Source organism: Streptomyces sp. NPDC059037, assembly GCF_042740015.1.
Taxonomy (GTDB): Bacteria; Actinomycetota; Actinomycetes; order Streptomycetales; family Streptomycetaceae; genus Streptomyces.
Genome location: NZ_JBHYIG010000035.1, coordinates 16,203 through 36,850, shown reverse-complemented (window position 1 = coordinate 36,850; position 20,648 = coordinate 16,203). Strand labels below are relative to the sequence as shown.

Genomic DNA, 20,648 nt, shown 5'->3' with positions numbered 1-20,648 from the left:
GGCGAGGCTTCGCTCAGACTTCCGCGTACGTGAGCTGGGGCTTCGCCTCGGCGTGCGGCTCGGCCGCCTCGGGGGCCGCGGTGCGGCGAAGGTATACGGCCCACGTGACGCAGAAGCACGCCGCGTAGAAGGCCAGGAAGGCGACGAAGGCGCCGGTCCCCGACCCCACGGTCTGGAAGGACTGCCGGAAGGCGAGGTTGATCCCGAGCCCGCCGAGCGCGCCGACGGCTCCGATGAGCCCCATCGAGGCGCCGGAGAGCCGCCGCCCGTAGGCCGCGGCTGCTTCCCCCTCAAGCCCCTTCTGGAGGGCCTTGGCCTGAAAGATGCCGGGGATCATCTTGTACGTGGACCCGTTCCCGAGCCCCGTGAGCACGAAGAGCACGACGAAGGCGGCGACGAAGAGGGCGAGCGACTCCCGCATGGAGGCGATGACGACGACGCCCGTGGCCGCGCCCATCCCGACGAAGTTCCACAGCGTGATCCTGGCCCCGCCGAACTTGTCGGCGAGCCGCCCGCCGACGGGCCTGATCAGCGAGCCGAGCAGCGGCCCGATGAAGGTGATGGAGGCGGCCTGCAGCGGCGTACGCCCGAACTGGGTCTGCAGCACGAGCCCGAACGCGAAGCTGTACCCGATGAAGGACCCGAAGGTCCCGATGTACAGGAAGGCCATGATCCAGGTGTGCGGATCGCGTACGGCTTCCTTGGCGGCCCCGGTGTCGTTCTTCACGGTCGCGAGGTTGTCCATGAAGAGCGCGGCGCAGACGGCGGAGACGAGGATGAAGGGGATATAGACCCCGAGCAGCACCCGCGGCCCACCGCCGGCCCCGATGACGGCGAGCCCGGCGAGCTGCACGACGGGTACGCCGATGTTGCCGCCGCCGGCATTGAGCCCGAGCGCCCACCCCTTCTTCCGCAGGGGGAAGAAGGAGTTGATGTTGGTCATGCTGGAGGCGAAGTTGCCGCCGCCGACTCCGGTGAGCAGCGCACACACCATGAAGGTGGTGTAGGAGGTACCGGGCTCCATGACGATGAAGGCGGCTGTCGTCGGGACGAGGAGCGCGCTGGCCGCGATGATCGTCCAGTTGCGCCCGCCGAAGCGGGCGACGGCGAAGGTGTACGGGACGCGGACGACGGCCCCGACGAGGGTCGCCATCGACACCAGGAAGAACTTCCCGGCGGGGTCGATCCCGTACTCGGGCCCCATGAAGAGCACCATCACGGACCACAGGGTCCAGATGGAGAAGCCGATGTGCTCGGAGAGGATCGAGAACACCAGATTCCGCCGGGCGACCCGCTCGCCTTCCTCCTCCCAGAACGTGTCGTCTTCCGGGTCCCACCGCTGAATCCATGACATGACAGGCCTCCGCATCTCCCACAGCTAGGGCTGATGGCCTCGAAGGTAGGGAGACCGGGTTTCAGCCCTGTGCCACGCGGTGACCGGCGGGGAACGTTGCTCTCACGTGGGGGTGGGGTGGGCGGTGAGGGCGGGGCTGTACGGATCAAGCCAAATCGACGTGACCTTCTGAAGTCAGACAAACACTCATGGTCCTCTTGCTCGTGGCCAGGCAGAAGCCTCAAGCCACAGAAACGGGAGGGGAGAGCGTGAAGCTCTTGAAGACAAAGCGCGCGCTGACGACTGTTTGCATGGTTGCGGCTGTCGGTGTCGCACCCATCGCCATGGCTGCACCGGCTGCTGCCGCGCCTTCGAATGAGGCCAAGGCGACACGGTGCATGGGCTACGTAGCCGTTGAGGGCTACGTAGTGGGGAAGGGTGTCAAGAAGGCGTGCCGCCAGACGGGTACGAACAGGGTGTCCAGGTGCAACACGCAGCTACAGGACCTAGGCGTCCGCCTTGCGCACGCAGCGAAAGCCTGTTCAAGGATCAGTTAGCCGCCAGAGCGGTTCAGAGACCAAGAGACCATGAGAGACCCTCGAAGCAACAGCTCCCGGCTGCGGTATCCGTGGCCGCCCACGAATACCGCAGCCGGTGCTGCTAGAGATCGTCCGGCAGCACACGGAACGCCTTGTGCTGCGTCAGGGGCAGGACCGTGCGGAAGTCCCGGCGATCAAGAGTGAGGATCGCATCCGTCTCGTACTCCTCCGCCAACGCCACATTCACCGCGTCCGCGAGATCCAGGGAGAGCGCCGCGTACCGCGCCTGAACTCGCTGCGCCCGGAGCAGCACGGAAGGCCCGGTCTCGGCGATCGCGAAGTCCCCACGATCGGCGGCGCCGACGATGTCCTCCAGCATGCCGCGCGTCCGCGCCGGTCCGAGCTCGCGCCGCCCCACGTGATCCAGCTCGGCCAGAACAAGCGGCGAGAAGACCGTGAGCCCCGCTTCCTCCATGGCCTGATAAGCCCGGTCACTGGACGGATGCGCGGTGTCGAAGGCGGCGAGAATCCCCGAGGTGTCCGCGATGAGGATCAATCCTCGTCCCCCGCCGAACCTCGCCCCATCGACTCCCGCACGATGGAGTCGGCACGGTCCGCGAGCGTCGGATCCCCGCTGTCGAACCGGCGCAGCCCCAGCGGCTTCCCCCGGCGCCGGTATCGCAGCGCCGCGAGATGGAGCGCCTCACGGATGATCTCGGCCTCGCTTATACCGCGCTCGGTGGCCGCTTCCTTGATGACGGTCATGTCCTCGGCGTCGGCGTAGACCATGGTCCGCTTCATCGTCATGCACATATGCTACCTCCGGCATATGTGGCTACCGTCGCCCCGGCTACGCGGACACCCGCACCGCAGGATCCAGACACCAGCCGAGGGCCGAAGGCCAGGCCCCGTACCCCGCGTCCAGATCCAGGTGCCCGCCACCCGGTACGACATCGCTGTCGAGCCCGAGCGGCACGCCGTACCGCGCGGCGGCACCGCCGGGACAGAAGGGATCGTCGTCGGCGGCAACGAGCCGGGTCGCACCGGCAGCACGGGCCACCTGCGCGGCACTGACCTCGGGCCCGCCGAACCCCGCAACTTCCGCGTACCGCGCAAGCACGTCGCCGGAGGGCGGCGCGACCAGCAGCACTCGCTCGGCGCGGCCCCCGCCACGGGCCACGGCGTGCAGCCACAACAGAACACCAAGGCTGTGACAGACGACGACCTGCTCCCCATCGAGAAGCCCCTGAAGCCGCCCCAGCCACACCTCAAGATCCGGCTCATCGGGATCCGGAAGCTGCGGATAGCTCACGCGAGCACCACGACCGGCGAGTTCACCGGCAAGCCACCGCTGCCAATGCCCTTGGGGCCGATGGTTCTGCCACCCGTGGAGGATCAGAAAGGAGGAGAAGGAGGAGAAGGAGAAGGAGGAGTGCGAGGCCGGAGTCATGACACCGATCGTCGAGGCGGCCGCCCATCAGGTCCAGTTAATGTTTCTGGATGGAACAGGTAAGCGGCACCTTCACGATGGACCTGCGCCGCCTAAGCGCCCTGCGCGAACTGGACCGCAGGGGAAGCCTGGCGAAGACCGCGGAGGCGATGCACCTGACTCCGTCAGCGGTGTCCCAGCAACTGACGGCCCTCTCCCGCGAATTGGGCGTACCCCTGATCGAGCGCCAGGGCCGCGGCGTCAGACTCACGGGCCAGGCACGGGTGGTGCTGCAGCACGCAGACGCGATAGCGGCGCAGCTGGAGCGCGCCCGAGCCGAACTCGCCGCGTGGGGCCAGGGCCAACGGGGCACCCTGACGATCGGCGCGTTCTCGAGCGCAATCTCAGGCCTGCTGCCGGCAGCGATGACAACCCTGTCCTCGACCCACCCCCACATATCGATCTCAGTCGTAGAAGCCGAACCCCCGGACCTCTTCACGCGCCTGGACGCGGGCGAGATCGACATAGCGGTGGCGGTGGACTTCGCACAGGCACCCCCGTTCACGGACCGCCGCTACACCCGGACCCCCCTCCTGACGGACATCCTGGACATAGCCCTACCGGCCAAGCACCGCCTGGCGCACCTCCCCCGCATCCCCCTGCGCGAACTGGCCACCGACCCCTGGATAGTCGGAGACGCCCGCAGCTGCTGCGGCGCGGTGACCCGTTCGGTCTGCGCGGCGGGAGGCTTCACCCCGGAGATCCGCCACGCGGTGAACGACTGGCAGTCCCTGGCGGCGCTGGTGGAAGCAGGCTCGGGCGTGGCCCTGATCCCCCGCCTCCTCCAACCCCTGCACCGCCCCGGCCTGGTACTCCGCACCCCCGAGGGCGACCCCCCGGTCCGCCATGTCTTCGCGGCGATCCGCTCGGGCGCGGAGCAGGACCCCGTACTGACGGCAACGCTGACCCACCTGACGCAGGCGGCAGCCACCCTTCAGGCGACAGCTCCCGCGCACTCCGCCCCCACCCCCACCTCGAACCACAACAACTTCCCCCCACCGCCGAAGAGTTGATCCCCGAGCGGCCACCCGCCCCAAGCATCAGCACACTGCCGTACGAGAAGCAGCCCACGCCCACCGTCGGAGTCCACCGGCGGAACGGGAGCCCCGAAGCCGCCGGGAGGCTTGTCGAAGGGAGCGGGAATGAGGGGACTGCTGTCCCACACCCCGACCCGAAGCCGCCCGGCCCGCACGGACCGCAACCGCAGCGAGGCGGGACCCTTGGTGTGCCGGTAGGCATTGGTGACCATCTCGGACGTCAACAGCTCAGCAACGTCGATCAGTTCACTCATCCCGTGCCCGTGGAGAGCGGCCCGCAAGGTCATACGGGCGACGCGGGGTGCTCTTGGATCGTGGGGCAGGTGAAGGGCGTAGGACCAGCCTTGGGGCGGGGCTACCGTGAGCATGAATGCCTCCTAAGGAGAGGGAACTCTGTGCGTTCGCGGGCCCGCGGTGCGGTGGCGATGCCACGGTGGTGGTGCTCTTCCGCCTTGCAGAAGCCACGAGTTGAGCGGTTCGTGAATTACGGTAGAGCAGAGAGTTAGATACTTCTCACTAGATACGCGAGAAGCATCCCCCGTTCACACGTGTGAGGGACGAGCGGACCTCAACGCCGCCTGAAAGGAGGCACTTTGCCGCCCACCAGCAATCCCACGTTGCGCCAGCGGAGACTGGGCGCCGAACTGCGCAAACTCCGCGAACGAGCAGGCCTCACCGCCACGCAGGCCGCCGCGCACCTCGGCGTCAACCAAGCCCGCGTCAGCATGATCGAGACGGGCCGCACCCCGGTCAGCGCCGACCGCGTCCGCGCCACCGCCCGCGCCTACACATGCACCGACGACTCTCTGGTGGACGCCCTGGCAGCTATGACGGGACGGCGCACTCGCGGCTGGTGGGAGGGGTACCGCGAGCACCTGCCCGTCGGCCTTATCGATCTCGCCGAGCTTGAGCACCATGCGACCGCACTGCGAGTGGCTGTTGTCATCCACATCCCGGGGCTGTTGCAAACAACCGACCACACTCGCGCCCTCTTCAACCAAGCGGTCCCGCCGCTACGGCAGTACGAAATCGAGCACCGCGTCACGCATCGCATCAAGCGACAGGGCATCCTGCACCGAGACAACCCACCCACCTACAGCGCAGTCATCCACGAGTGCGCATTGCGCATGGGGTACGGGGGCCCTCCAACGGTCCGCGCCCAGCTCCGGCATCTCCTGGATATGAGCGAACTCGAACACGTCACCGTGCGAGTCATCCCCTTTGGCAGCGACAGCTTCCCGGGCACGGGCCAATCCGTCGACTATGTGGCGGGGGCGGTTCCGCAACTGGACACCGTCCAGCTGGACACCCACCATGGCTGCGAATTCCTGGATGCCGAGGCACAGTTGGCGAAGTACCGGTTCGTACTGGACCGCATGGAGACAAGCGCACTGAAGTCCACCGCATCACGCGACCTCATCCACAGCATCGCCAAGGACATCTGAAGGGTTTCGTCCGTGACCGACCACGAGTGGCAGAAGTCCTCGTTCAGCCCGGACGCATCGAACTGCGTCTACGTCGCTACCAGCCCGGACGGCACCATCCGCCTCCGCGAAAGCGACGACCCGGACATCATCATGACCACCACCCCGGACCGCCTCCGCACCCTCATACGCACCCTCAAGACGACCCGACACTGAGGCTGCCCTACGCCCGAACTGCATTGGCGGCGATCTCCATCGTGAGAGTTCCACAGGTCCGTACCCATGCATGGGGCAGCGCCCAGCAGTCGCGGCCCTGCTCGGCTCGGACCAAGCTCGGAATCCAGCCGGGGCGGGACGGAACGCCCAGACGGTGCGCATGGCGAATATGACGTGCCTCTAAGGTGCTCAGCCCCTTTCAGCACACCCTCTCGACGCCACGCCCCTTTCAGTCTGAAATGCCGCGTTCAATCACGAGTGCGCAGACTGTGAACCTGCGATGCATGCGATACCAGCCAACTCACTGCCCCCGGACTGGGGCGGATTGTTCGCATGAAAGCATTTGCACCTTGGGCATCGTCAGTTGCCCAAGACACCGTCGCCCCAACTGGAGTCAGAAGTGAACCGCCGTTTCCTGCCCGTTGCGGTCGCGATCACCGCAACCACCGCACTCTTGCTGACCGGATGCGGTTCCGGCGACAGTGACGCTGACTCGGCCGACAAGATCAAGGGTGCCGAAGGCAGAGACAAGGACGCTTCAGCGTCCGCCGACGCGTCGGCGAAGCCGGACGGGGCCAAGCGGCCGGAGGTCAAGCTGCCGAAGTCCTTCCAGGTGGAGTTCACCGGGTGGACGAACAGCGACCCGAAGCTGCAGGCGATCATGGACGACGGCAAGGAGCGCCTTCTTGCCTCGTATGCCGCGATCATCAAGGGAGACCCGCAGCACAGCGCCCTCACCTACTACAGCGAGAGCGACGCCCTGCGGACAGGAACTGCTTGGGTCAAGGGTTTCACGGACAAGAACCTGGTCCTGATCGGCAAGGGCCGGGTGTACCAGCCGCAGCCCCGCATCAGCCCGGACGGTTCGGGAACCCTCTTCTACTGCGTAGACGAGGGCAAGGGGTCCACCAAGGACAGCAAGACCGGCAAGGTCACCGCCACCCCCGCCGACGACGCCTTCGTGCTGTACCGGACCAAGCTGCGCAAGACCGATGACGGCATCTGGAAGACCACGATGGTCCAGACAGAGCGGGGAGCCTGTAAGTGAGGAGGTCGTCCCATCGCACGGTGGCGCTCACCGCGGCCTCCCTGTCGATCATGCTGCTGACACCGTCGGCCGCCTTCGGCTGGGGGGAGGACTCCGGCGAGGGCAGCAAGCCGCCCGGTGACGACAGCGCTCAAGGCACAGCCAGCGGACCGGAATTGGGGGCCGAGGTCACCCGATCCCGCATCGTCGTCAAGCAGTCCGGCGGCGGCACGGCCAAGCCGGCCGCCGGTGGTCTCGCCTCCGTGGACCCGAACTGGAAGCCCCCAGCCTGCTGGTACGAACCGCTCGCGACGCCGGAGCAGCTCAAGGACGCGACGGAGCAGATGAAGAAGGGCGACCTGCTCTCCGTCAACTTCGGACGCCGCTGGGGCAAGGACTTGCTCGTCGACGCATTCGACAAGGGCGAGCCGACCTTCACCGACACACCCACCAAGAACTACAACGTGGGCGAGAAGGGCATGTTCTGGCGTGCGGTAGCCCGCGGGGACCGCGCGAATGACCCGGAAATCCTGGACTGCTCAAAGAACATGTTCTGGCAGGACGCCGGCACCGTTCCCGACGACCCGAACGCCCCCACCCCCGAGGTGCTGGCCGCCTACGCCTACGACAAGATCCGCGTCCCGGACACCGAGATCGAGCTGAAGCCGCAGGGCAAGTCGACGGTGAACCTGCCCACTTGGGTGTGGCTGGACAAGGCAGTCTTCAAGGACGTCACGGTGCGCGCCGAACTCCCGAACACCCCGCTGTACGCGGTGACGACCGCGAAGCCGGTGGCCCTGCACCTGGAGCCGGGCACCGACGACGCCAAAACCTTCCCCGCCTCCGGCGACTGTCCGGTCAACGAGGACGGCAGCATCGGCGCCCCGTACACCGAGGGCGCGTCCAAGCAGGACCCTCCTTGCGGCATCGCGTACCAACGCGCGACGAGCGGCGAACCGTACCAGCTGAAGGCTTCCGTCACCTGGGAGATCTCCTGGAAGGGCACGGGCGGAGCAAAGGGCGATCTACCGAACGGCACCTTTGAGACCACGCAGAACAGGAACGTCCAGGAGATCCAGTCCATCAACCGCTGACCGGGTGAGCAGATTAGTGCTCCGGCCAGTCGTGCTGCTGATGCTGAGGCACACGTTGCGCAGGCGGGGAATCGAGAAACGGGGAGATGCACGTGAGCGACCTCTATATCGATGGCGAAATGCTGGACCGAGTACGCCGCAATCTGCGCAACATCGAAGATCTCCTCGGAAAGCCGATTCGCGCGATGGCCGATATCGACGCGAAGGCCATGGGAGCCACTGAACTCGAGCGCCGCATGGATGAGTTCGGCGACGAGTGGGAATATGGCATCAGCCAAATGAAGAAGTTCGCCAAGGGGGCAGCGAAGACGCTGGACACGATCGAGAAGTCATTCAACAAGCTCGACGTAGATCTGGCCGCTGAACTGTCGAAGGCGGCGAAGAAGAAGTGAGCGCTCCTTCCGTCGACTCCTTCCCAACCCTCGGATTCGTTCCGTGCCCTGGTGACCACGATTCGGTCGATAAAGTGGCCGACGCGATCCGCGAGACGGCTGGCGCGCTCGGTGAGATCAAACGAGTCCTCCGGGGAGCCGACGACGGCGAATGGCGCGGGAAGGCTGCCATCGCCTTCCGGGAACTACTCGATGACGATTTTCGCCCGAAGATCGATGACGCTTTCGACTCCTTCGACGGCGCCAAGGATGTGGCCCGGGGCTGGGCCGACTACATGCGCGACAAACAGAAGGTGGCGCGCAGCCTAGAAAGAGAAGCCGCCGAGGCCCAGCGCACCACTGCCAAGGAGAAGGCCAAGGACAAGCCCGAGTCGGGCCAGAAGAAGGACTCACCCAACGGCACGCCTGATGAGACCGACCCTGTCGAAGAAGTGCGCAAGCGGGCACGGACCCTTCACGGAAATTACGAGGAAGGAGGGAAAGCCGCAGCCGGTCGCCTCAAGAAGGCCATCGACATCGCCCCGAACGAACCTGGATTTTGGGAGAAACTCGGAGACAGAATCGGTGGTTTGCTCGATAAAATCGGTGACTTCCTTGCCGACTTGCACGACTACGCCATCGAGTATCTGGGCAAGCTCGCCCCTCTGTTGGACCTGATCGGGGACATCGCTGGCCTGCTTAGCGCCCTCACTGGCCTCCTCGCCTTTATTCCAGGTCTCCAGTTCCTTGCAGCCGCCTCCCTGTTCCTTTCGGGAACGGCACTCGCCGCGCACTATCTATCGGCAGTCGGTACGACCGGAAGCTTCGGCAAGGCCCTGGTGACCAAGGACGTCATCATGGACGCTGCAGGATTCGGCCTAGCCAAGGTAGGCAGCAAGATCGGCGACGACGTTCTCACCGCAGCCAGACTGGCGGGGGGAACACGCATGGCGCGCCAAGCCGTAGGCCCGGACAAGGAAGTTCCCTTCGGGTTCTTCCATCTTGCGATGGGTGGATCCAGCGCTGCCGGAAGTAGCGGCGGCTATGCCATGAGCCAGAACGACATGACCTCACGCACTGCGGGCTTCTTCATGACCTGGACAGGCAACGTCATGACGGCTGAGGGCGGCGGCGACGCCATTGAGACGGTGGGCAAGATCGCCAAATGGGAATTCGGGCCGACCACGCAGAAGCCGAAGGTAACCGAATGAACAGCCCCGCCACGACCGCTCCCACCATCGAGCCCGGCTTCATCAAATTTTTCGTCCCGCCGGACTGGTTCGATCTCATGGCCGATGGGGGCGACAGGCAAGCAACTCGAGCGCGCTGTGCCGAACTCATTCGCCTTACCTATCCGGACACTCCGGACGAGCGCAGGGAGGAGTTCACCGACGTCCTGATGTTCCGCTACGACCACCTCTTCGCCAACGGCGTGCTGATGAACGGGGTAGTTACCGCTCCCTTGCCCAGCACGGGCGCACAGGTGGTCTGGCAGGTCTACGCGGGTATCGTTGCCGTCCCCCCAGGGCCCCCTGAACTCGACCTCGGTGCACTCCTGTCCCGCGTGTTCGACGAGGCGTTCCTGGAGGGCATGGCTTATGTCGAACGATTCACTACGGACATGGGCATCGGCGTCGGGTTCATGGCACAACCTCCGGTGGAGGTTCCGACGGGCTGGGAGATCGATGTGCCGCCCAACCTGAGAACGGGGCTGGCCGGTGTGCTGAGCTGTCCTCCGGAAGGAGGCAGGGGACTCTTGGTCATGGGAACGTGCCTAGATCCCGATCAGGTCCGGGAACTAGCTGGCCTGGTCGCCGTCATAGCCGGACACTCGGTCTTCGTGACTCCGGAAAGCAAGTGACCTGACCGACAGGGTGACAGAGGAAGCAGATGACCGACACCACCAGCGACCGCCCCTCGACGAGACGCTCGCCCATGCGTGCCGCACCAATGCCTGACCCGCCCGGCCCTCCCGAGTCCTGGCCCGATCGCCCCGAACTCCTGCGCGCTCAGACACAGGCACTCGACACACTGGTTCGCGAGGACCTTTCAAGGGTTCGGGCAGCCGCCTTCTTCCTGTGCGCGCTAGCGGTCTCCTTCACGGGGATGGTCGTGCCGGCCGTGATGACCGACACCCTCATCTCAGACACGAGCGACACTGTCGACGTGGCGGTGTCCGCGGTGCTGTTCGCCGTCCTGCTCGCGGTCGTCACTGTGCCTGCGCTACTGGTCCTGCGCGCCTGGCGAATCCGAGCCAGGCGGCGCTGGCACTTGCTGCGCGAGTGGGCTGCCGTGGACCGGGGGCACGACGCACAGTTCCCCACCGCGTACGGGACGCAGACACCCCACGCGCGATTCCTCAACGCGGGACTCGTTCTCCTCCTGTTGATCACTCTCGCGGCGGCCCTGATCGCATCTTCGGCCGACCCGCAGGCCGCCGCAGCTCTGCCCGGCGTGCTGGTCGCCGGGCTGTTCACCTGGGCGCCGATCAAGAAGTACGCAGCTCGCTACAGCTGGGCCGCACGGGAACAGGCGGTACGAGGGCGCGCGCGCATACGCCAGCTTCGCCGTGAGCAATTGGCGGGAGAGAAGCCGGTCCAACGGTCCGTCATCCACCCGGCGCTGCTCTATCTCGCCTCCCTCAGCCCGACGATCATCGTCGGGATCGTCTATGTCGTCGCTCGTCCGAAGAACGCCGCCGTACTGGCTGCCCTCGGGCTCTTCGCGCTGTCCTTCCTGGTACTCGGAGCGCCGCTGGCCCAGCTCAAACGACGCCGGGAGAGTGCTCTGCTCGCCGAGACCGCGAATACCCTCCGGCCGTCCTTCACTGCCGGGACGGCCGTCAATCCCGTCCGCTACGGCCTGAACACACTGCCCGAGCGAAGCGACGCGGCGCCGTCCACCTGGGATGCCGGTCCGCCTCGCACCGGCATTCTGGCCATCCAACCGGGGGCCCTGCACCTGCGTGGCACGGACGGCAGCGCCCTTGCAATCCCCTTCGCCGACCTAGCCGGTGTCGTCTTCCTGCCGCCCACCGCCGCCTGGCTTCACCCCAGCATCGACCTGCTTCTGCGCTCAGGCGAGGGCATCGAACTCAGCTCTCCTTTTGCCAGGGACATCGCTGTTGCTCTCGCTGACTCAGGAGTACCAGCGGCGCCGATGTGATCTATGTTCGGCATTCACCCCAAGTGCGTGTCCCCCAACGACACCAACAACCTCCGCAAGGCCCCGTCCAACGCCCGTCGATCCTCGGCCGACAAAGCCGCCAACATCCGCTCCTCGTTGGCGACATGATCGACCACCGCCCGATCGACCAACTCCATCCCCGCCCCCGTCAGCCGCACACGAATCGCCCGGCGGTCCGCCGGGTCAGGGTGGCGTTCGATCAAGCCCTTGCGTTCCAGCTTGTCCAGGCGGTTGGTGATCGCGCCTGACGTCACCATCGCGGACTTCAGGAGGCCGCCCGCCGTCAGTTCGTGCGGGGCGCCGACCCGGCGGAGGGTCGCCAGGACGTCGAACTCGGCGAATTCCAGGCCGTGTTCAGCGAAGATCGGTTTCATGCCTTTGCTCAGCAGGTGGTCCGCCCGTTTGATGCGGCCCACCAGGGCCATCGCGTCCAGGCCCGCGGCCGCCATGTCCGGGCGCTCGCGGTGCCACTGAGCTCGCAGCTCGTCAATGGCGTCGGTGCCTGCCACCTCGGGTCGCCGGTCCGTCTCCTGCTCAGCCGCCACGCCTGGCTCCTTCCTCGTCGTCGAAGCCCCCGGCTCCGGATCACCAGATATCTCAACGTTCAGATACTTGACGTTCGCAGACCCTGGGGTCCATATTTATCTCAACGTTGAGAATAACAGCGTTGAGGGGAAACGAGGGGAACCGATATGCACACCACCGCCAGGACCGCCAGGACCGTCAGCACCGTCAGCACCTCCACCGGCAGCGCCACCCGCAGCCCCCGCACCTCCGCCCTCGCCGCCGCGGGCCTCGCCGCCATCGGCCCCGCCACCTGGGGCACCACCTACGTCACGACCACCGAGCTGCTGCCCCCTGACCGCCCGCTGCTCGCCGCGGCGCTCCGCGCGCTGCCCGCCGGGCTCATCCTGCTCGCGCTCACCCGGCGGCTGCCCACCGGCGACTGGTGGTGGAAGGCCGGCGTCCTCGGCCTGCTCAACTTCGGGGCGTTCTTCCCGCTCCTCTTCTTCGGCGCCTACCACCTCCCCGGCGGCGTCGCCTCGACCATCAGCGCCGTCATGCCGCTGCTGGTCGCGGGATTCGGCATCGGGGTACTGAAGGTGCGGCCCACGCGTCGCACCCTCGCCGCCGGGCTCGTCGGAGTCGCGGGCGTCGCCCTCCTCGTATTGCGCGGCAACGCGTCCGTCGACCTCGCGGGAATCGTGGCCATGCTGGTCGCCACGACGCTGATGGCCCTCGCCGTCGTACTGAGCAAGCGGTGGGGACGCCCGGAAGGCGTCTCGCTGCTCGCCCTCACCGGGTGGCAACTGACCGCCGGTGGCCTGGTGTTGGCACCCATCGCCCTCACTACCGAAGGACTCCCCGACCACTTCACCGGCGCCAACCTCGCCGGCTACGCCTACCTCGGCATCATCGGCACCGCCATCGCCTACGCCCTCTGGTTCCGCGGCATCGAGCGCCTCCCCGCCTCGTCCGTGTCGTTCCTCGGACTCACGAACCCCGTCGTCGCCACCCTCGCCGGACTGGTTCTGCTCGGGCAGACCCTCACCCTCTGGCAGGTGGGCGGGCTCGTCCTCGTCGTGGCGAGTGTCCTGGTCGGGCAGGGTCGCCGTCCGGCCCGACAGCACCCGTAAAGCACTCACGTACTCACGGCACACTCACGATCAACCACCCCACCGCCCCACCACCCAAGGAGCACTCCCCATGCGCATCACCGTCTTCGGAGCAGCCGGAAACGTCGGCAGCCGCGTCGTCACCGAGGCCCTCACCCGCGGCCACGAAGTCACCGCCGTCGTCCGCGACGCCGCCCGCTTCGGCGAGCTGCACCCGGGCGCCGCCCACCGCACCGGCGACGCCCAAGACCCCCAGCGGATCGCCGAGTTGAGCGCCGGCCAGGACCTCGTGGTGAACGCCACCAGACCCGCCCCCGGCCGCGAACCCGAACACGCCGCCATCAGCCGGGCGTTGCTCGCGGGACTCGCGAACATCAACGGCGTACGTCTGATGATCGTCGGCGGGGCCGGCAGCCTGACCGTGCCGGGCAAGGAAGGCGTCCTGGCGATCGACGACCCCGCCTACGTCCCCACCGCCTGGCGGCACATCGCCCTCGCCTCCAACGATCAGTACGACGCCGTCCGCACCGCCGACACCGAGGTCGACTGGACGTATCTGAGCCCGTCCGCCCTGCTTGAGCCGGGCGTCCGCACCGGCGTCTTCCGGCTCGGCACGGATGAGCTCATCGTCGACGCCGAAGGCAACTCCTCCCTCTCCATGGAGGACTTGGCGGTGGCGCTCCTGGACGAGGCCGAACTCCCCAAGCACCGGCGCACTCGCTTCACCGCCGGGTACTGAACGGCACAGAGCCCTCGGCCGCAGCCGCATGGTCAACCGCCGCAGCGGCCAGCGCCCGGATGATCGGGTGGGGCCGAGTGCCGTCGCCCGCGAGCTCGGGCTGGAACAAGGTGGCGAGGAAGAACGGGTGGTCCGTCAGCTCGGCCATACGCACGTCGCCCGCCTCGTCGACGCCGCTGAAGCGCAGCCCGTGCGCACGCAGCACATTCAGATAGGCCGGGCTGAGGCCGTACGAGCAGTGGTACCGCTCGACAGTCCGCTCAGCACCCAGGACACGCTCCGCCAACGAGCCCGCCACCACCTTGACCACGCCTTCGTGACCGACCAGGGAGCAGGCCAGGGGGACGACGAGCAAGTCGTCCCCCTCCGGTCGGTTCTCCGCGTGGTCAACACCGGAGAGCCCGCACACGCCGCGCGCGAACTCCAGAAGCGCGTGCTGGAAGCCACCACACGTACCCAGGAACGGGATCCCCTGCTCACGCGCGGTGCGGGCCGCCGCGATCGCCCCGGCTTCGCTGCGATAGGGACTTCCGGGCACAAGCCAGATGGCATCGAACCCGCTGAGACCGTCGGCGTCTTCCGCGTCCTGGGTCGGTATCCAGTACGCGTCCAGGACCAGCTGGTCGCGCTGGGCCAGCGCGTCGAGAAGGCCGGGGATACGAGTGTGGGCCCGCACGCCGGGCGAGCGGTCGCCCACCAGCGCGAGGCGGGCCGTCGAGATGTTCACGTTCACGGGCTCAGACATGCGAACATCCTGACCTGGCGACCGAGTTCAGCACCAACGATGATCCGCGACCCTCCCATTAGCAATACTGATGGCAATGCCGGTGGCAATACTGACGGGCATGGATCCGCACCTTCTCCGTACGTTCATTGCCGTGGCGCGCTGCGGTTCCTTCTCCGAGGCGGCTCGCGAACTGGGCTACACCCAGTCGGCGGTGTCCCAGCACATCGCCGCGCTCGAAGGCGACCTCGGAGCGGTCCTGCTCCAGCGGCGACCGGTCTCTCCAACAGGCGTCGGCGTCCGGCTCCTTGAGCACGCAGGGCCGCTGCTGCTGCGACTGGACGCGGCCCGCGCGGACATCGCGCGCCTCACCGCGGCACCTGCGGCCCGCATCGTCATCGGTGTCTCGCCTCTGGCCCTGACGCCACAGCTCACCCGAACGCTTGCCGACATACGCCGGACGCAGCCCCTTTGGGAGGTGACGGTACGTGTCCTGAGCCGCGAGGTCATCGCCCGCCAAGTCGCCACCGCAGCACTGGACATCGGCCTGGTCGACGGCGTGGCCGCGCCCAACGACCCACTGCACCTCCCCGACGTCGGCCCACTCACGGCGACAGCTGTCACTGAACAACGGCCGGCCGTCGCTCTCCCCGCTCAGCACCCACTGGCAGGCGGGACCGGCCTCCGCCTGGTCGACCTCGCCGACGCCCGCTGGATCGACGCCCCCGACACCGCCATCCCACTGCCACAGCTCCGCACCGCGAGCGGAACCGACGGCTTCCGCCCGTCCTTGCGCTACGAAGGAACCGACGTACGCGGACTCCTAGCCCTCACCGCTGCAGGACACGGACTCGCCCTCCTACCCCAATCGGCGATCGAAGGCATACCCGGCACCAAGGCGGTCCCCGTCTCCGCACCACGATTGGTACACCGCACCGAGGCCCTGCACAGCAACGCGGCGGACGGTCCCCCGGCACTCCTCGCGGCAGCTCTCAGGCGGGCCGCGGGATGACGTCGGCGAGCGGATCATCGAAGCTGACCAGCTCCGCGACCTGCCCGAGGATGGCGCGGTAGTGCTCCCGGCGAGCGACTTCGGCGGTGGTCAGGGTGAGGATGGCAAGCCGCCTGCCCGCCGGGTGCGGAAGGTGGGCATGAATCTGGAGCAGCGGCTGCTGCGGGAGGCCGCTGCCGAGGGAGGGCGTACGCACGGTCTCGCTTACGGACGCGGGCCCGCAGGGCAGTTCGACGTACTCGACGTGTGTGTGCCCATCGGACGACGCGACGGCACGGGCGGCGGTGATGGCGGGCGGGGCGAGGACGATATCCCGCCAGGAGAGGGTAAGGAGGGAGAGCAGCAGCGGGCCGCCTGTTCCGCCCACGTCGTCGTCGCGATGCAGCCCCACGGAACAGTGCACTGTCCCGGCTTGGCACAGGGCTGCCAATATCTGCTGCCCTGCGGATAGTTGGGCGAAGAGCTGCTGGCGCGCAGCCGTGCCATCGGGAGCCGCGTCGAGGAGCGGGGCGAGGACGTTGCGCAGCTTGTCGGTGGCTGGGGAATCCTGCGGGGCGAGGAACACGTCGAGCGGGATGGCGGTGAAGCCGGCCGGTTCGACGAACCAGATGTCCGCGTCGGGGTCTTGGGCGGATTCGTGGAGGGTGAAGTAGGGGGTGGAGGTGTCGCTACTCATGGGGGCATGCCTCTTCAGGGGCTAGGCCGGGTAGATGCCGACGCGTCGGCCGCGCTCGATGTCCTCGGGGGTTGCGCCCCAGTCGGAGAAGTGGCGGCCGCCCTCGGCACTCATCTGCTGGTGAAGGACTTGGAGACGCCGGGGTGCTTGGCCGCTGGCTGTTGGAGCGGCGATGAGCCCAATGAATCGGGGGTCACCGGCGAACCACACCACCTCGATCTGGGCCTTCAGCTTGGGCTTGGCGCGGGGGGCCATTCTCCGGCTCCACCACTCCGTACGCATGTGCTCGCCGAAGACCAATGGCAGTTGCTGATCCGGGTGTGCCGGGTTGGGGAACTCGAACCACCCGAACTGACTGCCGACAACTTCAGAGCGTTCGGTCAACCCATTCGGAACTCCGTGTAGCACCTGCCATGGATACGTGCGGAGGATACGCAGCATGTGCAGCGCCGGGCGGAAGTACTTGAACTGGATGTATACCCGGTAAAACCCATAGATGAAGTAGGGCATGAAGACCAACACAACCCAGTTGGGTGTGTAGGTCGAGATGCCCAGGAGCACGATCCAGCCTCCCGCCCACCCGATGAGCCCGACCACGTTCATACACATGTGGCGCAACCAAGCCAGGCGGGTCGTCGGGTGGTCCCAGGCGGTGGTGAAGTCAGCAGGATTCATGAGGCGCTCTTTTCCGTCGAGAGAATCACGAGAAGGCATGGCGGGCGAGGCTCAGAACCCCACCGCTGTCGAGGCCCAGCCGCGCACCGTCGATCCCGGCGACGGCACCGTCCTTGACCTTGGTGTCGTCGCCGTCCAAGGCACTATCGATCAGGCCGAAGTTCGCTGTGCCCACGCCAAGGGACCCTGAACCGGTGGCTACTGCCTTGGCAGCCTTCGCCGGGTCACTGACTCCACGGACCAAGCGCGCGATCAACCGGTTGTCCAGGGCTGCGATGGTCCGCGCCTCATCCATGGTCTTGGTCCCAAAGGTGGCCATCTGTTGTCCCAGGCTCATGGCCCCCGAGCTTGCACGCACTGCGCGCGCAGCCCGTACCCCTCCCTTCACGACAGCCACCAACCCCGGAACCATCCCCAACCCATCCGCCCCCACCGACACCGCATTGCTCCAGAAATCCGCATCGAACTCCCGCTTGGTAACCCCGTCCATCAACGACGCCCGCACCTCCGGATCCCACACCCGCGCCCCAAGCGCACCCGCACTCAACGCCGAAGACGCCAACATCAACGCCGCCACCATCGCGATCCCCAACGGACCGGAAAAGACGATCGCCACCAGGGCGACGACACCAGCCAGCGCACTGAGAATGTCCGGCAGGTTCTCCTTGACCCAGTCGGTCGCCCTGTCGAACAAGCCTGGTTCGTTCGGCGCCAGCCGGTGCGTCGCGTCACGGATCTTGCCCGCCCGGTAGTTGGCCCGCTCTTCGTGCTCGCTGGCCAGGCCCCGGGCTCGCTTCAGAATTCCGTCGAGTTCGTCCTGAGCGTCCTGCACCTGCCCGTTGGCCCGTCGCAACGCCTTCTTCGCGTCGTCGTGCCGGGCCGCGCCCTCCTCGTCCAGGTCCGGGTCGTCACCCGCACGCTCGGCGCGCCCCTTCTCTGCCTCCAGGGCAACGCGTGCATCCTTCGCCGCCTGATTCAGGCGTTTGGCCCGGCGCTGGAAATCGTCGAGTTCACCGTGCCAGCGATGCAGATGCTTGGCCGCCTTACCGATGGAATTAGCCGCGTCCTTAAGGTTCTTCGGAAGCGGGCCATCCTCGATTTGCTCCCGGAAGGCGACGGCCGCGTCGCCCTTCCAGTAGCTGCCGTCCATCAATCGAGTCACCACACCGTGCGTCTCCTGCAGAGTCGTGGCGCAGTCGACCAGTTTCCGGCGCAGCGCCTCCACCGTTTCGGTGTCGCCCGGCACCGGGTTGAACCCGAGATCCGGGTAGTCAGGATTCGGGACCTCCGGAGAGGACTTCATGCCCTGCGGAAGCGGACCGTTGCGGCGGGCCGGCGAATTCGACGGGAGGGTCGTCGCGGCAGCGGGATCGTACGTCAAGCCGCACCCCCAGAACCGCCACGCTTCGCCTTGCCCTTGCCCTCGCCCTTCTCCTTCAGGCACTCCTCCAGCGCCTTGTCGACCTCGCGGTAACTCTCCTTGCTCGCATTGATGATCTTCGCGAGGTCCTCGGTCTGCTCACCGATCTGTTCCGTGCCGTACTTCCAGTCGTCCTGAAAGTCCGCGCAGGCCCAGTCGAGGTCGTCCGTCCCGAGCCCCATGGTGGTCGCATCACCCAACGCCTTGCGCATGCTCTTCAGCGAATCCCTCGATCTGTTGAGCAGCTTCATGAAGTGTTCGAGCTCATCACCGTCGACCACGAGCCGATCCGCCATCGCGCGCGCTTCTCCTCTCCTTGCGAATACGTAGACACTCACACTCACCGGTTCACGGACTGGATCTCCTTGACCACGACGTCCTGCGCCACCCCATACACCCCGTCCGGCAGACCACCCCCGTCACCCGCCGTACTGGTCCAACTGATCTGCCAAGTCAGAGTGGCGTTCAGTTCGTACGAGCCGTCCTGCCCCGAGGCCCGCAAATACCGCACGCCGCATGGAGGCAGCGTCTCCGCCGGCGTCCCCTTGGCCCGTGGCGCACCGATCCGCCCGCCTCTGATGGGGCACTCTCCCGACGCCGGGAACGTCTCGGCGTCCGCCGTGCCGGGATGGATCGTGAGGGAGACGGGCCGAGCAGTCGTGGTAGCGGAGAGCCCGGCCTCCGGGATGCTCGCGGTCACCGAGACCTTCTTGAACTTGGCCTTGTCCAGCCAGATCCAGGTCGGCAGATTGACCTTGGTCCCGCCGGGCGGCGCCATGGTGACTTCCGTGTCGGGGACGGGGAGTTCGTCGTACGCGTACGCGGCGAGAACCGCCGGGCTCACGGCGAGAGGCTCATCCGGCGACTCCCCCTTGTCGACCCAGAAGGGCGGCCGATCGCAGGCCATCGCCTCCGGGTCGTCCTTACGGTTGGGATTGACGACCGCCGCCCAGAACATCCCCTCGCCCTGCTTGTCGAGGTTGTAGTTCTTGTAGGGCTTGCCTTCCTTGTACCGGCTGTCGAGGTAGTCGCCGACGAACTCCCCGACACCGCCGAAAACCGGGATGCCGTTGCCGAATCCGCGCCACGCCTTGACGGTTCTCTCGATCTCCTTGGGCGAAAACGCGGGCTCGTACCAGCACGCGGGAGGGGTCCAGTTGCCGCCCGTCGACGTGAGATTCCCTGTGCTGACCGACCTCGAAGCGCCATTGACGGTGGTCCGCACCTTCGTCTGAACCGTGATCGTTCGGCCGCTCTTGCCGCCCTTCGCCTCTTTGCTGTGACTGTTGGCATTCGCCCAGTCCGCCCATGCCATCGCTGCTGCGGAGTCCGCAGCGAAGTACGCGGCCAAGAGCGTGACCAGCACGAAGGTGCGTCGGTTCATGGCTGACAGGCCTTACTTCCGCGCTCCGAGAAGCTCTTGGTGACCTGCCAGATGCCCTTCGTGTTCTTCCGCAGGCGGTCGTTGTAGAAGACGTACGAGTTCTCCGTGGCCGGGGTGACGTTGATCTTCTTGGTCTTACGGTCCTTCGTGTATCCCTTGGACTCGTCCGCGCAGTACGTGAGTCCGGCCGAACCGTCGTTGCTGAACGTGACCTTGCGGTTGAAGTAACGCGCCGAGCCCGTCAGCGTCGTGTTGTCCTTGATGAACCCGCTGACCCATTCGACCGTGCCGAGCAGCGCCGTGTCCTTGCTGTAGAACACGATGGCCTCGGACTTGGCGTCCTGTTTCTCGATCGCTTCGTTGATGGCACGCAGATACTCGGCGTTGTCCCGCAACACGGCATCGGTCTTCACCTCGCCCGTCGTCTCCGGAGAGAAGGCGAGCTGAACACCCTTCGGCAACCTGATCTGGGGCCGGTCGATCCGATCCTCCGACGCCGTCGGAGACGGTGGAACTCTCTCCTCGTCGCCCGATCCCACCCCGGCGATCTTCTCGTTCTGGCCCCCGCAGGCCGAGAGCGGGACAACCACGGCGGCGGCAGTCAGAGCAGCCGCTGCGAGAAAGGTGGGACGCCGAATCACTGTCAGCTCCTGGAGCGAGAAGATCCTCTGGAGTGCAGGAAGCTA

Annotated in this window: 25 protein-coding genes; 12 read left to right on the top strand and 13 right to left on the bottom strand. The window is 66.7% G+C overall.

What is annotated here, in order from left to right; all coding sequences use genetic code 11:
• Positions 1 to 13: 13 nt before the first annotated feature.
• The 4 genes from ACFWY6_RS10720 to ACFWY6_RS10705 form a co-directional block, all read right to left on the bottom strand.
• Positions 14 to 1,354 (bottom strand): nitrate/nitrite transporter, encoded by a 1,341-nt coding sequence (locus tag ACFWY6_RS10720; protein ID WP_384687841.1) that lies wholly within the window; start codon positions 1,352 to 1,354, stop codon positions 14 to 16.
• A gap of 639 nt (positions 1,355 to 1,993) precedes the next feature.
• Positions 1,994 to 2,428: a type II toxin-antitoxin system VapC family toxin gene (locus ACFWY6_RS10715; protein WP_384687840.1), complete on the bottom strand. Its 435-nt coding sequence runs from the start codon at positions 2,426 to 2,428 to the stop codon at positions 1,994 to 1,996.
• Positions 2,425 to 2,679 carry a CopG family transcriptional regulator gene (locus ACFWY6_RS10710; protein WP_384687839.1) on the bottom strand — a complete coding sequence of 85 codons (255 nt, stop codon included), beginning with the start codon at positions 2,677 to 2,679 and terminating at the stop codon, positions 2,425 to 2,427. The genes ACFWY6_RS10715 and ACFWY6_RS10710 overlap by 4 nt, the downstream gene beginning before the upstream one ends.
• Before the next feature lie 43 nt (positions 2,680 to 2,722).
• Positions 2,723 to 3,322 (bottom strand): RBBP9/YdeN family alpha/beta hydrolase, encoded by a 600-nt coding sequence (locus tag ACFWY6_RS10705; protein ID WP_384687838.1) that lies wholly within the window; start codon positions 3,320 to 3,322, stop codon positions 2,723 to 2,725.
• Between the two features lie 50 nt (positions 3,323 to 3,372).
• Here ACFWY6_RS10705 and ACFWY6_RS10700 point away from each other — a divergent pair, with 50 nt between their 5' ends.
• On the top strand, positions 3,373 to 4,374 hold the full coding sequence (locus ACFWY6_RS10700) for a LysR family transcriptional regulator (RefSeq protein WP_384687837.1): 1,002 nt from the start codon (positions 3,373 to 3,375) through the stop codon (positions 4,372 to 4,374).
• Here ACFWY6_RS10700 and ACFWY6_RS10695 read toward each other — a convergent pair.
• Entirely contained in the window at positions 4,296 to 4,685 is a 390-nt protein-coding gene (locus ACFWY6_RS10695; RefSeq protein ID WP_384687849.1) for an ATP-binding protein, read from the bottom strand. The genes ACFWY6_RS10700 and ACFWY6_RS10695 overlap by 79 nt on opposite strands.
• 306 nt (positions 4,686 to 4,991) lie before the next feature.
• Between ACFWY6_RS10695 and ACFWY6_RS10690 the strand changes: the two genes are divergently transcribed.
• The 8 genes from ACFWY6_RS10690 (at position 4,992) to ACFWY6_RS10655 (ending at position 11,695) form a co-directional block, all read left to right on the top strand.
• Complete coding sequence (locus ACFWY6_RS10690) at positions 4,992 to 5,843, top strand: helix-turn-helix domain-containing protein (RefSeq protein ID WP_384687836.1); 852 nt, start codon at positions 4,992 to 4,994, stop codon at positions 5,841 to 5,843.
• Between the two features lie 12 nt (positions 5,844 to 5,855).
• Entirely contained in the window at positions 5,856 to 6,038 is a 183-nt protein-coding gene (locus ACFWY6_RS10685; RefSeq protein ID WP_384687835.1) for a DUF397 domain-containing protein, read from the top strand.
• 400 nt (positions 6,039 to 6,438) lie between these two features.
• Positions 6,439 to 7,086, top strand: coding sequence for a hypothetical protein (locus ACFWY6_RS10680; RefSeq protein WP_384687834.1), 648 nt, complete (start codon positions 6,439 to 6,441; stop codon positions 7,084 to 7,086).
• Between the two features lie 50 nt (positions 7,087 to 7,136).
• Positions 7,137 to 8,159, top strand: a complete 1,023-nt coding sequence (locus ACFWY6_RS10675; RefSeq protein ID WP_384687848.1) for a hypothetical protein — start codon at positions 7,137 to 7,139, stop codon at positions 8,157 to 8,159.
• An 86-nt stretch (positions 8,160 to 8,245) separates the two neighbouring features.
• Positions 8,246 to 8,551, top strand: a complete 306-nt coding sequence (locus ACFWY6_RS10670; RefSeq protein ID WP_384687833.1) for a hypothetical protein — start codon at positions 8,246 to 8,248, stop codon at positions 8,549 to 8,551.
• Positions 8,548 to 9,741, top strand: coding sequence for a putative T7SS-secreted protein (locus ACFWY6_RS10665; protein WP_384687832.1), 1,194 nt, complete (start codon positions 8,548 to 8,550; stop codon positions 9,739 to 9,741). The genes ACFWY6_RS10670 and ACFWY6_RS10665 overlap by 4 nt, the downstream gene beginning before the upstream one ends.
• Entirely contained in the window at positions 9,738 to 10,391 is a 654-nt protein-coding gene (locus tag ACFWY6_RS10660; RefSeq protein ID WP_384687831.1) for a hypothetical protein, read from the top strand. The genes ACFWY6_RS10665 and ACFWY6_RS10660 overlap by 4 nt, the downstream gene beginning before the upstream one ends.
• Before the next feature lie 29 nt (positions 10,392 to 10,420).
• A complete protein-coding gene (locus ACFWY6_RS10655; RefSeq protein ID WP_384687830.1) occupies positions 10,421 to 11,695 on the top strand; it encodes a hypothetical protein in 1,275 nt (424 codons plus the stop codon).
• Between the two features lie 14 nt (positions 11,696 to 11,709).
• Here ACFWY6_RS10655 and ACFWY6_RS10650 read toward each other — a convergent pair whose 3' ends face one another.
• Positions 11,710 to 12,261 carry a MarR family winged helix-turn-helix transcriptional regulator gene (locus tag ACFWY6_RS10650; protein ID WP_384687829.1) on the bottom strand — a complete coding sequence of 184 codons (552 nt, stop codon included), beginning with the start codon at positions 12,259 to 12,261 and terminating at the stop codon, positions 11,710 to 11,712.
• A 147-nt stretch (positions 12,262 to 12,408) separates the two neighbouring features.
• On the opposite strand from ACFWY6_RS10650, the gene ACFWY6_RS10645 reads away from it, so the two are divergent.
• Together ACFWY6_RS10645 and ACFWY6_RS10640 are read left to right on the top strand one after the other, a co-directional pair.
• Positions 12,409 to 13,353: an EamA family transporter gene (locus ACFWY6_RS10645; protein ID WP_384687828.1), complete on the top strand. Its 945-nt coding sequence runs from the start codon at positions 12,409 to 12,411 to the stop codon at positions 13,351 to 13,353.
• 70 nt (positions 13,354 to 13,423) lie between these two features.
• Positions 13,424 to 14,071: an NAD(P)-dependent oxidoreductase gene (locus tag ACFWY6_RS10640; RefSeq protein WP_384687827.1), complete on the top strand. Its 648-nt coding sequence runs from the start codon at positions 13,424 to 13,426 to the stop codon at positions 14,069 to 14,071.
• Here ACFWY6_RS10640 and ACFWY6_RS10635 read toward each other — a convergent pair.
• Positions 14,055 to 14,816: a hypothetical protein gene (locus ACFWY6_RS10635; protein ID WP_384687826.1), complete on the bottom strand. Its 762-nt coding sequence runs from the start codon at positions 14,814 to 14,816 to the stop codon at positions 14,055 to 14,057. The genes ACFWY6_RS10640 and ACFWY6_RS10635 overlap by 17 nt on opposite strands.
• Before the next feature lie 100 nt (positions 14,817 to 14,916).
• Between ACFWY6_RS10635 and ACFWY6_RS10630 the strand changes: the two genes are divergently transcribed.
• Positions 14,917 to 15,807 carry a LysR family transcriptional regulator gene (locus ACFWY6_RS10630; RefSeq protein WP_384687825.1) on the top strand — a complete coding sequence of 297 codons (891 nt, stop codon included), beginning with the start codon at positions 14,917 to 14,919 and terminating at the stop codon, positions 15,805 to 15,807.
• On the opposite strand, the gene ACFWY6_RS10625 is transcribed toward ACFWY6_RS10630, so the two are convergent.
• The 6 genes from ACFWY6_RS10625 to ACFWY6_RS10600 are packed head-to-tail and all read right to left on the bottom strand — an operon-like array spanning position 15,788 to position 20,375.
• Positions 15,788 to 16,483, bottom strand: a complete 696-nt coding sequence (locus ACFWY6_RS10625) for a hypothetical protein (RefSeq protein WP_384687824.1) — start codon at positions 16,481 to 16,483, stop codon at positions 15,788 to 15,790. The two genes, ACFWY6_RS10630 and ACFWY6_RS10625, sit on opposite strands and share 20 nt — an antisense overlap.
• Before the next feature lie 21 nt (positions 16,484 to 16,504).
• Positions 16,505 to 17,158 (bottom strand): hypothetical protein, encoded by a 654-nt coding sequence (locus ACFWY6_RS10620; RefSeq protein ID WP_384687823.1) that lies wholly within the window; start codon positions 17,156 to 17,158, stop codon positions 16,505 to 16,507.
• Positions 17,159 to 17,183: 25 nt separating this feature from the next.
• Positions 17,184 to 18,539 (bottom strand): putative T7SS-secreted protein, encoded by a 1,356-nt coding sequence (locus ACFWY6_RS10615; RefSeq protein WP_384687822.1) that lies wholly within the window; start codon positions 18,537 to 18,539, stop codon positions 17,184 to 17,186.
• Positions 18,536 to 18,874, bottom strand: coding sequence for a hypothetical protein (locus tag ACFWY6_RS10610; protein ID WP_384687821.1), 339 nt, complete (start codon positions 18,872 to 18,874; stop codon positions 18,536 to 18,538). Before ACFWY6_RS10610 ends, ACFWY6_RS10615 begins: the two co-directional genes overlap by 4 nt.
• Positions 18,875 to 18,918: 44 nt before the next feature.
• Positions 18,919 to 19,962 (bottom strand): hypothetical protein, encoded by a 1,044-nt coding sequence (locus ACFWY6_RS10605; protein ID WP_384687820.1) that lies wholly within the window; start codon positions 19,960 to 19,962, stop codon positions 18,919 to 18,921.
• Positions 19,959 to 20,375 carry a hypothetical protein gene (locus tag ACFWY6_RS10600; protein ID WP_384687819.1) on the bottom strand — a complete coding sequence of 139 codons (417 nt, stop codon included), beginning with the start codon at positions 20,373 to 20,375 and terminating at the stop codon, positions 19,959 to 19,961. Before ACFWY6_RS10600 ends, ACFWY6_RS10605 begins: the two co-directional genes overlap by 4 nt.
• Positions 20,376 to 20,648 lie beyond the last annotated feature (273 nt).